Genomic DNA, 13,741 nt, shown 5'->3' with positions numbered 1-13,741 from the left:
GTAACAAAACATAACCTCGCCTGCTGATAGAATTGCATCAAATAACAACCCTGAATGTTCCCATAACAACATATCTCCCGCTCAATTGTGAGGAAAGTAACATGAACCTTAAGCTGCAGCTTAAAATCTTGTCGTTTCTGCAGTTCTGTCTGTGGGGCAGCTGGCTAACCACGCTCGGCTCCTACATGTTTGTGACGCTCAAGTTCGACGGTGCGTCTATCGGTGCCGTATATAGCTCGCTGGGTATTGCAGCGGTCTTTATGCCAACGCTTCTGGGGATCGTGGCGGACAAATGGATTAGCGCAAAATGGCTCTACGCGCTTTGTCACCTGGTGGGGGCAGGAACGCTGTTTATGGCAGCCGGGGTGACCACGCCGGGGGCGATGTTTATGGTGATCCTCCTGAACTCGCTGGCCTATATGCCAACGCTTGGGCTAATCAACACCATCTCCTACTACCGCATTAAATCTGCGGGCATGGACATCGTGACGGACTTCCCGCCAATCCGTATCTGGGGCACCATCGGCTTTATCATGGCGATGTGGGGCGTGAGCTTTGCAGGCTTTGAGCTGAGCCACATGCAGCTCTATATCGGTGCTGGCCTGTCCGTACTGCTGGCCCTGTTCACGCTGACCCTGCCGCACATTCCGGTGTCTAATCAGCAGCAGAAACAGAGCTGGAGCTCCATGCTCGGTCTGGATGCGTTCGCGCTGTTCAAAAACAAACGCATGGCGATCTTCTTTATCTTCTCCATGCTGCTGGGCGCTGAGCTGCAAATCACCAACATGTTCGGGAACACCTTCCTGCACAGCTTCGATAACAACCCGCTGTTCTCCGGGAGCTTTATCGTTGAGCACGCGTCGGTGATGATGTCTATTTCGCAGATCTCTGAAACCCTGTTCATCCTGACCATCCCGTTCTTCCTGAGCCGCTACGGCATCAAGAACGTGATGCTGATCAGTATCTTCGCGTGGATGCTGCGCTTCGGTCTGTTCGCCTACGGCGACCCAACGCCGTTCGGCACCGTGCTGCTGGTTCTGTCGATGATTGTTTACGGCTGCGCCTTCGACTTCTTCAACATCTCCGGTTCGGTGTTTGTCGAAAAAGAAGTTAAGCCTGAAATCCGCGCCAGTGCTCAGGGTATGTTCCTGATGATGACCAACGGTTTCGGCTGTATTCTCGGCGGCATCGTGAGCGGTAAAGTCGTTGAGATGTATACCACCAACGGGATCACCGACTGGCAGCCAGTGTGGCTGATCTTCGCCGGTTACTCGCTGGTGCTGTTCTTCGCCTTCATCGCCCTGTTCAAATACAAACACGTCCGTGTTCCGAATGGCGCACAGCCAATCGCACATTAAGATGTGATGCTCTTGTGCCGGGTGGCGGCTTCGCCTTACCCGGCCTACAGCTCGAGCTTTTGTAGGCCCGGCAAGCGCAGCGCCGCCGGGCAACATTCCGCCAGCACCATCCCCACCGATAGCAAATCCGCACTGCCTCCCGGGCTTAAGTTTCGCGCAATCAGCGCATTATCCATCTCCGCCAGCGCCGCCCGATCCCAGCCATGAGCCACGAGGTTCTGAGCGTATCGCTGCACATAGCGCAGCCCTTCCATGCCGCCGCGCGACACCAGATTACTGTCCTGATTCACCGCCATTAAGCGCAACAGCAAATCATGCAGCGACTGACGATTCCACTGCGCCAGCACCTTTCTTACCGTCGCAAACCCGCTCTCCGCTTCGCCGCGCGCCCCCGTTAAACCATAATCCTGATATTGACGCTCACCGGCGGTTGCCCTGCCCGAACGACCCACCAGCTCGCGATCCACCAGCCCGCGGCACATGTTACTCACCTCACAACAGAGTGTGTCAGCATTCACATTCGGCACCCGCCCGGCAGCAAAACAGAGCAACCCCAGCGCAAAAATCCCGCCTTTGTGGGTATTGATCCCTCCCGTTGCGGCGTACATCGCCTGCTCGCAGGCCATCCCCATCGGACGAATCAGGCGCAATTGTTCTGAGGCCGGTTTCGCGGCATGTTCCGCTCCCAGCTCCGCAAAGCGCGAGAACCACGGTGCGATGGCTGTGATGCTGCGGACAAACAGTCCGTGATCCATATCGCGATGCGAACCGCTATTGAGCTTGTCCACCAGCCCCGGCTTCGGTGTGAGCTCCAGCTCCAGCCACAACGCCTCTTCGGCGAGCTGTGGCACAGCTATGATGCGCGGTTTAGTCGCGAGCGAACCAGTCATCAATCATCTTCTCCACGCGGGCGACAACCTGCTCGACCGGATGCTGACGCGAGCGGGAACAGGCGTGAGCGGGTTCGTCACAGATCAGGCAGCGGCGCATGTTCTCACCCAGCGAACGCCGCCCGACGTGCCCGGCGCTCGGGCAAATCACGTCCATATCCCAGAGCCGCCCCAGCGGATGCGTCTGTTCCAGCTCAGCGCAGTGGGCTTTGATTTCCGGTGCCTGATGGGCTACGCACCACATGGCTTCCGGCCCCGTCGGCAGCCACAAAACCTGACGATCGAGCACCTGCCAGCGATGTTCCCACAGCAGCTGATCGCACATCTGCAACGCCACACCCATGGTATTGCGATAGCGCAGGCTGTCTTTGATTGCACCGGGCGTCACCAGAGTCAGGGAAATTACCGGTTGTTGATAGTGCGTAAGCCAGTCAGCCTGACGCGCCGCGCGGTTCTCTTTCGCCGCCAGCATCTGCGTAAGGCTGACACCCGTTTGCACGGGTGTCGCAGTTGTCATGATTATGACTCCTTAACCTGTCGGACGGTGTCGATCACGCTGCCGTCACGGTAGCGGATCACGCCGACGATTTTGTCGGTAAATTCAATTGGTTTTGGCTCGCCGGTGAGCGAAATTGCCCGCGCATATAGAGCCTCGATATCAACAACCTTTAGCCCCGCCGCTTCCAGTCGCTCGCGGATCTCCGGGCGCGCAGGGTTGACGGCGATACCGTGATCGGTCACCAGCACGTCGATACTTTCCCCTGGCGTTAAGCACGTGGTCACACGTTTCACCACCGTCGGGATACGGCTGCGCAGCAGCGGTGCGACGACAATCGTCAGGTTCGCGGCGGCCGCCACATCGCAGTGCCCGCCCGATGCCCCGCGCATCACTCCGTCGGAGCCGGTAATGACGTTAACGTTGAAATCGACGTCAATTTCCAGCGCGCTGAGGATCACCACGTCAAGCTGATCGCAGCTCGCCGCCTTGCTGCCCGGATTGGCGTAGACATTGGTGGAGATCTCCACGTGATTCGCATTGCGCGCCAGCGAGGCCGCCGCCTGTCCGTCAAAACATTGAGTATCGAGCAGTTTTTCAATCAGCCCTTTCTCATGCAGATCGACCAGGCTGCCGGTGATCCCGCCCAGCGCGAAGCGCGCCTTCACGCCGCTGCGCTCCATTTTTTCGCCCATAAAGCGGGTGCAGGCGGTGGCCGCCGCACCGGAGCCGGTTTGCATCGAGAAACCGTTTTTGAAATAGCCGGAGTGTTCAATCACATCTGCCGCATAGCGGGCAATCATCAGCTCGCGGGGATTGCTGGTGACGCGCGCCGCGCCGACGCTGATCTTCGCCGGATCGCCTACGCTCTCGACCTGCACGACATAGTCCACGCGATCCTGCACCAGGCTGGCGGGCATGTTCGGGAACGGCACCAGCTCTTCCGTGAGCAGCACCACTTTGCGGGCAAAATGGGCATCGACCATCGCATAGCCCAGCGAGCCGCAGCAAGATTTGCCCTGAGTGCCGTTGGCGTTACCAAACTCATCGCTGCACGGCACGCCGAGGAACGCGACGTCGATGTTCAGCTCGCCATCCTGCAGAAGCTTCACGCGTCCGCCGTGAGAATGGATCTGCACCGGCTCGTCCATCAGCCCGTGAGAGATGGCATCCGCCAGTTTGCCGCGCATCCCGGAGGTGTAGATCCGGGTGATCACGCCGCTCTGGATATGTTCGATCAGCGCGTCGTTGCAGGTCATCAGCGAGCTGGACGCGAGGGTCAGATTTTTAAAGCCCATTTTAGCCAGCAGCGCGACAACGTTATTAATCACCCGGTCGCCTTCGCGAAACGCATGATGAAACGAAATGGTCATCCCGTCCTGCAGGCCGCTGCGCTTCACTGCCTCTTCCAGACTTTCACACAGCTTGCGGTGATGTTTGGCGTCGACGTCGGCCAGCCACGGCGTGGCGCTGTGGGCCGTATCAAAGGGTTTCAGTTCCCGCAGAGGGGGGAAATTCAGGTGGAGCAATTCTGTCTGATTCATTGTGTCATCCTTAGCGACGCACGCCGGAGGCAGCGGCGCGTTCCAGCACCCTCTGCGCGTGGTCAATAATCGGCGCATCGACCATTTTGCCGTTGAGCGACACCACGCCCAGGCCGTTGCGTTCGCCCTCTTCTGCCGCTTCGATCACTAACTTCGCGTGATCCACTTCCTGCTGAGTCGGCGCGTAGGCGTTGTGTAGCAGGTCGATCTGGCGCGGGTTGATCAGCGATTTGCCGTTGAAGCCCATTTTGCGGATCAGGTTAACTTCGCGCAGGAACCCGGCTTCGTCGTTGACGTCTGACCACACCACGTCGAAGGCGTCGATCCCGGCGGCGCGTGCCGCGTGCAGCACGGCGCAGCGGGCATAGAACAGCTCGGTGCCGTCGCCGCGTTCGGTTTGCATGTCCATCACATAGTCAAACGCCGCCAGGGCGATGCCGATAAGGCGCGGGGAGCTGCGGGCAATCGCCACGGCGTTAATCACGCCAATCGCCGATTCAATCGCCGCCATCACGCGCGTTGAACCGACTTCGCGACCACACTCGCGCTCAATGCGCTCCAAATGACCTTCCAGCTCGAAGATATCTTCCGGAGTGTCGGTTTTCGGCAGACGGATCACGTCCACGCCCGCGCGCACCGCCGCTTCGAGATCCAGCAGACCAAACGGCGTGCTCAGCGGATTAATGCGTACCACGGTTTCGATATCCTGATACATCGGGTGCTGCAGCGCGTGGAAGACCAGCAGGCGTGCGGTGTCTTTCTCGCGCAGGGCCACGGCGTCTTCGAGGTCAAACATGATGGAGTCAGGGCGATAGATAAACGCGGTAGAGAGCATGGCGGCGTTGGCACCCGGTAAAAACAGCATACTGCGACGGAGTTTATTCATGACATTTTGCTCCAGTCGATCTGCTGCGTTTCTGAAGCGCGGATCAGCGCACTTTGCAGGCGGGCGCGGATCACACAGTCCAGCGCCCCTTTGTCTTCAACGATAATCAGCCCCTGGCGCACGTCCATGGCGCGCAGGGTTTCGTCGACCACCTGGCGGATTTGCTCGCCAAACTGCTTGATCACTTCACTGTGGATGACAATCTCCAGCTCGCCGTGGGCGGGGGCGATTTTCACCATCAGGTCGCTGGACTCCTGTGTTCCGGCCAGCGCCTCCCTTACAATATTCATGATAAATTCCTGATAGTTATGCGACTTCCGCGCTCGCGCTGTAGTGCGCTTCGAGATGCGCGAAAGTGGACTCCGGGACAATTTCCCGAATGCGGGAAAACTGCTGAGTCTTGAGTAAACGGCGCACTTCTGACGCCGAAATAGCGTTTCCTGTCGCCTTGATGCGCGGCATTTCCACCACCTCGATTTCCGCTGCGAGGAGCTGATGCAGCGTCTGGTTGTACTGGCGGGTGATGTCGCAAAACGGCTCCGAGCCGATAAAACGATGGGTGATCCCAAGCGCGGGGGCGATAAAGTCGCGGAAGATTAGTACGTCGATTTCGCTCCACGCCTGCTGCACCTTCCCGGTCTCTTTGAGGAAATAGGCCGGGAAGGTGGCGCGGGAGATGATGTACTGCGAGCCTTCGTGCACCGAGACATTCGGCAGATGCGCCACGCCCGCGCGGACCATCTCCAGACGGTCGCAAAACGGGAAGAACGACGCATCCTCGCGCACCACGAACAGGTGCAGCCAGTCGCACTGGTTCGCCGCCTGCTCCACCAGATGTCGATGGCCGAGGGTGAACGGATTGGCGTTCATCACTATCGCGCCGATTTTTTCCCCGCACTTGCGGCTACGTTGCAGCGAGCGACAGTAACGCTCGATACCCTGCGGCGTGTTTTCCAGCAGCACCGCGTTGTTGCCGCTCTGGGCAATCGGCCAGAAACCGCTGCGGGCGAAGCGCTCTTTGTTGCACGGGCGGGTGCAGAGAAAGAGGTGAAAATGGCCGCGCGCCAGCGCAGCGTTTTCCACTTCGGCCAGCAGACGGGCGCTGAGATTCGCGCCCCTCAGCTTTTCATCGACCGCCACGCACTTGATGACATTGGCAGCGAGCCCTGCGCATCCCACTAACTGCGTGCCGGACCAGGCCTCCACAAACAGCGTGATGTCGTTGTCCAGCCCCAGGCCGCTGTCCGCCAGCAGATAGCGAATCTGGCTTAAGCGTTCCGGGTGTTGCGCGACAATCGTATGGCGAAAGTCGATAGGGAGTTGCGAGTGCATACTGCCGCCTTAATCAGTGCGCTGCCGCCAGGGTTTGCGCGGGTGCTTCCATGATCACATTGCTCAGATGACCGATGTTTTCGATCTCCACCTCAATACGATCGCCCTCTTTCATGAACAGCGGCGGGTTGCGTTTTTTACCCACGCCGCCCGGCGATCCGGTGATGATCACGTCGCCTGGGCTGAGGCGGGTAAAGGTACTGATGTATTCGATCAGCTCCGCGACCTTGTGGATCATGCTGCTGGTGTTGTCTTCCTGCACCATGCGGCCATTGAGCCAGGTGCGGATCGCCAGACTGTGCGGGTCCGGGATCTCATCGGCGGTGGCCATCCACGGGCCGAACGCGCCGGTCTGCCGCCAGTTTTTTCCGGCGGTGAACCAGGTGTGCTGCCAGTCGCGGGCGGAACCGTCCATGTAGCAGCTGTAGCCGCCGACGTGACGCAGGGCGTCTTCACGACGGATGTTCTCGCCGCCTTTGCCGATGATCACCGCCAGCTCGCCTTCGTAGTCAAATTCACAGGAGTGGCGCGGTTTGAGCACCGGCGAATTGTGACCGGTCTGTGAATCCGCAAAGCGAACGAAGAGCGTCGGGGCCGGGTTGTGCTGGTCAAACTCTTTGCGTTTGTCGGCGTAGTTCATGCCCACACAGAGGATTTTTTCCGGCTGCTCAATCACCGGCAAAAAGGTGATAGCGCTCATCGGAATATCCACGGCGTCGTTGAGATAACGCGTGGCGTCCGCCAGGCCGTTACCCTGCAACAGCGCTTTGAGGTCGCTGTAGCGATCGCCCAGACGGCGACCTAAATCCACCACGCCGTCGGCCTGCACGATGCCGTAGCTGCGTTTACCCTGATACAGAAAACTTGCGAGTTTCATTATTCTTTCCTGAAGACTTAGACGAGGAAGTTGCCCAGAACCAGCAGCGAGACGGAGACGTTAATCGCGCCGCCAATTCGGGTAGCAATTTGGGCGAACGGCATCAGGCTCATACGGTTGCCTGCGGTCAAAATCGCCACGTCGCCAGTACCGCCCTGTCCGCTCTGGCAGCAGGAGACGATGGCGACATCAATCGGGTGCATACCAATCTTTTTACCGACGAAGAACCCGGTCGCCACCAGCGCGGAGACGGTGCTGACAATCACCAGCAGATTGCTGACGGTGAAGGCATTGACCAGTTCCTGCCACGGCGTAATTGCCACGCCAACGGCAAACAGAATCGGGTAGGTCACGGAGGTCTGGAAGAATTTGTACACCACCTGAGAACCTTCCAGCAGGCGTGGAGACGCACCGTTGCAGAGTTTCACAAGCACCGCCACAAACAGCATGCCAACCGGTGCTGGCAAGCCAATCAGCTTGTGACCCAGCATCCCTAGCATGTAGAGCAGCACCGCCAGCAGTGCACCGGAGGCAATGGTGGTCACATCCGCTTTGCCGGAGAAGGCCGGTTGTGACACGTTGGCGTCAGCATTAGCGCGGTTTGGCATCAGCTGGCCTTCGCCGGTCAGGTGCGGATAGCGTTTGCCAAGCTGGTTCAGGCAGCCGGAGATAATGATTGCGGTTAAGCCACCGAGCATCACCATCGGCAGAACGCGACCGAGCGCCACGCCCTGATCCATGTGCAGCAGCGTGGCGTAACCGATGGAGAGCGGAATCGCCCCTTCGCCCACCCCGCCCGCCATGATCGGCAGAATAATAAAGAAGAAGATCTGGAACGGCTCAAGACCGAGCGCCATGCCGACGCCCATCCCAACGATCATGCCGACGATTTCGCCGCACAGCATCGGGAAGAAAATGCGCAGGAAGCCCTGAATCAGCACCGTGCGGTTCATGCTCATGATGCTGCCGACAATGATGCAGCAGATGTAGAGATAGAGAATATTGGTGGATTTGTAGAACTTGGTGGTGGACTCGACCACCACGTCCGGCAGCAGGCCGTAATAGACCATCGCCGACGGGATAAAGGTGGCGCAGATTGCCGCCGCACCGAGTTTGCCGACAATCGGCAGACGCTTGCCGAACTCACCGCAGGCGAAACCGAAGAACGCGAGGGTGGCGACCATCACCACGATGTCGCTCGGCAACTTACCGCCCAGGCAATCAATGGCGATCAACGCACCGGCTAACACAAACAGCGGCAAAGGAATGATCCCGACTTTCCAGGTATCCATAATGTGCCACCAGCGCTCTTTAAGCGACGGCCGCTGAATATCAATCGGGTCGTGGGTAACAGAGAAAGAATCGTCAGTAGTGCTCATAATTAAGCCTCTTGGTTATTTGTCCGTTAAGCGTAGAGTCGCAAAGGCTTACTTAATGTGAGGAAAGGCATATTAAAACCGAAGTTTTAATGGCCTCTATGGTTTTAATGGTTTCTTTTATTTAATGTGATTAACGCCGTATTTATTGCCGTGGTTTTTATGGTTTCTTTTCCAGATTGTACAAACAAATAACATTGTTAAATTAGCATTAGGACCCGCCTGAATTTTCTATTTTTATTTTGCGATCAGCGCTGTGGAAATGATCACAAGTTTCAGGCAAAGCCCGTGGTTAGCGGGAAAAAGATGATATATTGGCACTCCCTGTTGATACCGTCCGTGATAGTCATGAAAGTGTCGTTTCAGATTAAGCTCTTTATTTCGCTGGTCGTCTTTTTCTCAGTGCTCTTTGCATTACTGGGTGGATATTATTATGTCGACGTCGGCAGGCAGCTTTATCAGGAGATGAGCACGCGCGCCAAAATACAGGCGGAGGAGATTGCGATTATTCCCACCTTGCGCAAAGAGGTGGAAAAAAAGGATATCAAAGCCATTCGTGAATTTATGTTCAAAATAGCGGTGCGCAGCGATGCCAGCTTTATTGTCATTGGTGACAATAAAGGTCTGCACCTGTTCCATTCTGCGTTTGCAGATCGTATCGGTAAAACGCTGGTCGGCGGGGATAACGAGGAGGTGCTGCACGGGAAAAGCACCACCACCATCCGTAAGGGGGGGTTGGGGATTTCGTTGCGCAGCAAAGCGCCGATTTTCAACGATGCGGGAGAAGTGGTAGGGATTGTCTCTGTCGGGTATCTCACCAGCTATCTCGACACCATTACCGTCAGCAAAGTGGTGAACATTTTGATTGCCGCGGTGCTGCTGCTGATCGCCCTGTTTGTCTTCTCGTGGTTTTTCACCCGCAGTATCAAAAAGCAGATCTTCTCCCTCGAACCGCGCGAGATTGGCCTGCTGGTACGCCAGCAAAAAGCGATGATGGAGTCGATCTACGAAGGGGTGATCGCCATCGATGATAACTACCGGATCGAAGTGATCAACCAGGCGGCGCGTAATTTACTTGGTTTGCCGCAACCCGCACGGGAACTGCGCGGGCAGCCGATTAGCCAGGTCATCACCCCGGTGCCATTCTTCGCGCCGCAGACCATGCTGGCGAAAGATACGCACGATGAGATCTGCCGCTTTAACGATCTGACGGTGATCGGAAGCCGCGTGCGGATCATGCTCGAGGATTCCCTGCAAGGCTGGGTGATCACCTTCCGCGATCGCAACGAGATCGACTCTCTGAGCGCCCAGCTCAGCCAGGTCAAACGTTACGTCGATAACCTGCGCATCATGCGCCACGAGCAGTTGAATCGTATGACGACGCTGTCAGGATTGCTGCATATGGGGCGCTACGAAGAGGCAATTGGCTTTATTCAGGCGCAATCGGAACATGCCCAGGAGCTGCTGGACTTTATCTCCTCGCGCTTTAGCTCGCCGACGCTGTGCGGCCTGTTGCTGGGGAAAGCGGCACGAGCGCGTGAGAAAGGCGTTGAACTGAACTTCGATCCCGCCTGTCGGATGGACAAGCCTTTTGCTCCGCTGCTCGAAGCGGAACTGATTTCCATCATTGGGAATTTACTGGATAACGCTATCGAAGCCACCCAGCGCGCACCGCATCCCCATGAGCCGGTGGAAGTGCTGATCAAGCTCAACGATCGGGAGCTGATTATTGAAGTGGCAGATCATGGCGTCGGCATTAAGCCCGAGATCCGCGAGCGGATCTTTGAGCGCGGCATCACCACCAAAACGCGTGGCGATCACGGTATCGGCCTGTACCTGATCGAAAGCTATGTCACCCAGGCTGGCGGCTCCGTAGAGGTTGCCGATAACTCGCCTCGGGGCGCGATTTTCTCGCTGTTTATTCCCGCCACGGGAACTCCGCCGCGCCCCGTTCAGGAACTGGAAGAGACTGACTATGCAACATGAACATATCGACGTATTGATCGTTGAAGATGAGAACGAACTGGCACAACTTCACGCGGAACTGATTAGCAAACATCCGCGCCTGCGGCTGGTGGGGATCGCCTCTTCTCTCGCCGAGGCTCAGACCCTGCTTTCCAGCCTGCAACCGCAGCTGATTTTGCTCGATAACTATTTGCCGGACGGCAAAGGCATCACCCTGATCAGCAACCCGTTGCTGGTGCATGCCAACTGCTCGGTGATCTTTATCACCGCTGCCAGCGACATGGACACCTGTAGCCTGGCGATCCGCAACGGCGCATTCGACTACATTCTGAAACCTGTTTCCTGGAAACGGCTCAGCCAGTCGCTGGAGCGCTTCGTGCAGTTCGCCGAGCAGCAGCGGGTATGGAAGATTGTCGATCAGCAGAACGTTGATTCCCTGTATCAACTGCAGGCGAAAAACTACCGCCTGGACAGCGGGAGCAAAGGGATCGAAGAGAACACGCTGGCACGGGTGCAAACCCTGTTCAACGACAAGGCGACGCACTGTTTTTCCGTGGATGAGGTGGTGAACGAAACAGGGCTAAGCAAAACCACGACCCGGCGCTATCTGGAACACTGCGTGGATGCGGGGTTTTTAAGCGTGGAGATGCTGTACGGGAAGATTGGTCATCCGCGGCGGATGTATCGGCGGAGTGCGGAGTGAAAAAAGCCGGTTGTTATCCCCTCTCCCCTATGGGGAGAGGGTTAGGGTGAGGGGGGAACTACCTCAAAACATACCCATACAACCGCTTAATCCCGTCCGCATCTTTCTCGCTGTACACGCCCTGCAACTCAGGCGAGAAGCCCGGCAGCAGGTTTACGCCCTCTTCCAGCGCCAGGAAATAGCGCTGCACCGCACCGCCCCAGACTTCTCCCGGCACCACGCACAGCACGCCCGGTGGATATGGCAGCGCGCCTTCGGCCGCGATCCGCCCTTCGGCTTCGCTGATACGCACCAGCTCTACGTCGCCGCGAATATAGGCCTGATTCGCATCCTGCGGATTCATCACCACCGCAGGCAAACTCGCTTTGCGGAACATCGCTTTTTGCAGATCTTTCACGTTAAAGCTGACGTACAGATCGTGCATCTCCTGGCACAGGTCGCGAATCGTATAGTCACGATAGCGCACCGGGTACTTATTGAAGATGGTTGGCAGCACCTCGGCGAGCGGCGTGTCGTCTTCGATGTGCTGCTCAAACTGCCCGAGCATCGCCACCAGCTGTGCCATTTTCTCGGCGCTTTCTGCGGGCGTCAGCAGGAACAGAATGGAGTTCAGATCGCACTTCTCAGGTACAATGCCGTTCTCACGCAGGTAATGGGCGAGGATCGTCGCAGGAATGCCAAAATCCGTGTAATCGCCCGTTTCCGCGTCAATGCCCGGCGTGGTCAGCAGCAGCTTGCAGGGATCGACAAAATACTGCTCGTCAGCGTAACCCTCAAAGCCATGCCACTTCGCGCCAGGCTCAAAGCTGAAGAAACGACGCTCGCTGGCAATCGCATGCGTCGGGTGATCCTGCCACGGCCGCCCCGCCACCACCGGCGGAATGAAGGGTTTGATCATCTTGCAGTTGGCGATGATCGCTTTGCGCGCCTCAATACCGAGCTCGACGCACTCCGCCCACAGCCTGCGCCCGCTCTCGCCTTCATGGATTTTGGCGTTGATATCCAGCGCGGCAAACAGCGGATAAAACGGGCTGGTGGAGGCGTGGAGCATGAAGGCATTATTCAGACGCTTATGCGGGCAGAACCGCGCCTGACCGCGAATGTGGTTATCCTTTTTATGGATCTGCGACGTTTGCGAGAACCCGGCCTGCTGCTTATGCACCGATTGGGTCACAAAAATTCCCGGATCGTTCTCGTTAAGTTCCAGTAACAGCGGCGAGCTATCGGCCATCATCGGGATAAACTGCTCGTACCCGACCCACGCGGAGTCAAACAGGATGTAATCGCACAGGTGGCCGATCTTGTCGATCACCTGACGGGCGTTATAGATCGTGCCGTCGTAGGTTCCGAGCTGGATCACCGCGAGGCGGAACGGTCGAGCATCAGCGGCTTTTTCCGGCGCCACTTCGCGGATCATCTCGCGCAGATATGCATCGTTAAAACAGTGTTCGTCGATACCGCCGATAAAGCCAAACGGATTTCGCGCCGCCTCCAGATAGACCGGCGTGGCCCCCGCCTGAATCAACGCCCCGTGGTGGTTGGATTTGTGGTTATTGCGGTCAAACAGTACCAGATCGCCGCGCGTCAGCAGTGCATTGGTCACGACCTTGTTGGCCGCGGACGTTCCGTTAAGCACAAAGTAGGTCTTATCCGCATTGAATACTTTTGCCGCGAACTTTTGCGCATCTTTAGCGGACCCCTCGTGGATCAGCAGATCCCCGAGTTTGACGTCTGCGTTACACATGTCAGCACGAAAAACGTTTTCGCCAAAAAAGTCGAAGAACTGACGCCCTGCCGGGTGCTTTTTGAAGAAGGCACCGTGCTGATGGCCAGGGCAGGCAAAAGTGCTGTTGTTCATCGCCACATACTGGCTCAGGGTGTCAAAAAAAGGTGGCAGTAAGTTCTCTTCATAGCGACAGGCCGCCGCTTCCAGTTCCAGGAACTCTTGCGCTTTACCGCTGATGACTGCCATGACGCCTTCTGGCGCAACATCTGTCTCCTGCGAGAAGATAAACACCGGGAGCTGGAACCCTGTGCGTTTCAGTAACGCGAGAATGCCGCTGCGGCTCTCGGCCAGGGTAATGACGACTGCCGCCACATCCGTAAAATCGGTACTGTCCAGCGCCACCACTTCACGGTGCGTGGACAGAGTGGAAATCAGCTCATGGCTGACGGCAATTTTTAGTGATTTCATAGGCGTAGAGACCCGTTTCAAGGGGAGAAGAGATCCAGACAGGAGGAGAAAATTCGCGCAATAATGTCACCTTTTATTTTGAGGTGCAAGACAGAAACTTTATGCATTTCAGGCAGCGAA

The 13,741-nt window shown here is 57.1% G+C and carries 12 protein-coding genes; 3 read left to right on the top strand and 9 right to left on the bottom strand.

Annotated features, from left to right (window positions below):
• Window positions 1–101 precede the first annotated feature (101 nt).
• Window positions 102–1,358, top strand: a complete 1,257-nt coding sequence (locus tag AC3WS9_RS03940; protein ID WP_282494385.1) for a nucleoside permease — start codon at window positions 102–104, stop codon at window positions 1,356–1,358.
• A 44-nt stretch (window positions 1,359–1,402) separates the two neighbouring features.
• On the opposite strand, the gene citG is transcribed toward AC3WS9_RS03940, so the two are convergent.
• Genes citG through AC3WS9_RS03900 form a run of 8 tightly spaced genes read right to left on the bottom strand, consistent with a single transcriptional unit; the run spans window position 1,403 to window position 8,762 of the window.
• A complete protein-coding gene (citG, locus tag AC3WS9_RS03935; RefSeq protein WP_492486844.1) occupies window positions 1,403–2,248 on the bottom strand; it encodes a triphosphoribosyl-dephospho-CoA synthase CitG in 846 nt (281 codons plus the stop codon).
• Window positions 2,226–2,765 carry a citrate lyase holo-[acyl-carrier protein] synthase gene (gene citX, locus AC3WS9_RS03930; RefSeq protein ID WP_492486842.1) on the bottom strand — a complete coding sequence of 180 codons (540 nt, stop codon included), beginning with the start codon at window positions 2,763–2,765 and terminating at the stop codon, window positions 2,226–2,228. Before citX ends, citG begins: the two co-directional genes overlap by 23 nt.
• 2 nt (window positions 2,766–2,767) lie before the next feature.
• On the bottom strand, window positions 2,768–4,288 hold the full coding sequence (citF, locus tag AC3WS9_RS03925; protein WP_492486840.1) for a citrate lyase subunit alpha: 1,521 nt from the start codon (window positions 4,286–4,288) through the stop codon (window positions 2,768–2,770).
• A 10-nt stretch (window positions 4,289–4,298) separates the two neighbouring features.
• Window positions 4,299–5,174, bottom strand: coding sequence for a citrate (pro-3S)-lyase subunit beta (gene citE, locus AC3WS9_RS03920; protein WP_103948147.1), 876 nt, complete (start codon window positions 5,172–5,174; stop codon window positions 4,299–4,301).
• On the bottom strand, window positions 5,171–5,464 hold the full coding sequence (citD, locus tag AC3WS9_RS03915; protein WP_285143827.1) for a citrate lyase acyl carrier protein: 294 nt from the start codon (window positions 5,462–5,464) through the stop codon (window positions 5,171–5,173). The genes citE and citD overlap by 4 nt, the downstream gene beginning before the upstream one ends.
• 16 nt (window positions 5,465–5,480) lie before the next feature.
• Window positions 5,481–6,506, bottom strand: a complete 1,026-nt coding sequence (citC, locus tag AC3WS9_RS03910; protein ID WP_285143828.1) for a [citrate (pro-3S)-lyase] ligase — start codon at window positions 6,504–6,506, stop codon at window positions 5,481–5,483.
• Between the two features lie 13 nt (window positions 6,507–6,519).
• Window positions 6,520–7,383, bottom strand: coding sequence for a fumarylacetoacetate hydrolase family protein (locus AC3WS9_RS03905; protein WP_282494378.1), 864 nt, complete (start codon window positions 7,381–7,383; stop codon window positions 6,520–6,522).
• A 17-nt stretch (window positions 7,384–7,400) separates the two neighbouring features.
• On the bottom strand, window positions 7,401–8,762 hold the full coding sequence (locus AC3WS9_RS03900; RefSeq protein ID WP_282494377.1) for a 2-hydroxycarboxylate transporter family protein: 1,362 nt from the start codon (window positions 8,760–8,762) through the stop codon (window positions 7,401–7,403).
• Between the two features lie 345 nt (window positions 8,763–9,107).
• Between AC3WS9_RS03900 and AC3WS9_RS03895 the strand changes: the two genes are divergently transcribed.
• The gene (locus tag AC3WS9_RS03895) at window positions 9,108–10,745 is read left to right on the top strand and encodes an ATP-binding protein (protein ID WP_285153956.1); all 1,638 of its coding nucleotides are present in this window, start codon (window positions 9,108–9,110) and stop codon (window positions 10,743–10,745) included.
• Window positions 10,735–11,427 carry a response regulator gene (locus AC3WS9_RS03890; RefSeq protein WP_282494375.1) on the top strand — a complete coding sequence of 231 codons (693 nt, stop codon included), beginning with the start codon at window positions 10,735–10,737 and terminating at the stop codon, window positions 11,425–11,427. The genes AC3WS9_RS03895 and AC3WS9_RS03890 overlap by 11 nt, the downstream gene beginning before the upstream one ends.
• Window positions 11,428–11,485: 58 nt before the next feature.
• Here AC3WS9_RS03890 and AC3WS9_RS03885 read toward each other — a convergent pair whose 3' ends face one another.
• Window positions 11,486–13,621 (bottom strand): ornithine decarboxylase, encoded by a 2,136-nt coding sequence (locus AC3WS9_RS03885; protein ID WP_492486835.1) that lies wholly within the window; start codon window positions 13,619–13,621, stop codon window positions 11,486–11,488.
• Between the last annotated feature and the right edge of the window lie 120 nt (window positions 13,622–13,741).

The sequence above is a fragment of the Lelliottia sp. EB106-05-01-XG201 genome (assembly GCF_058791735.1).
This window is presented reverse-complemented; position numbering and strand designations above follow the sequence as displayed.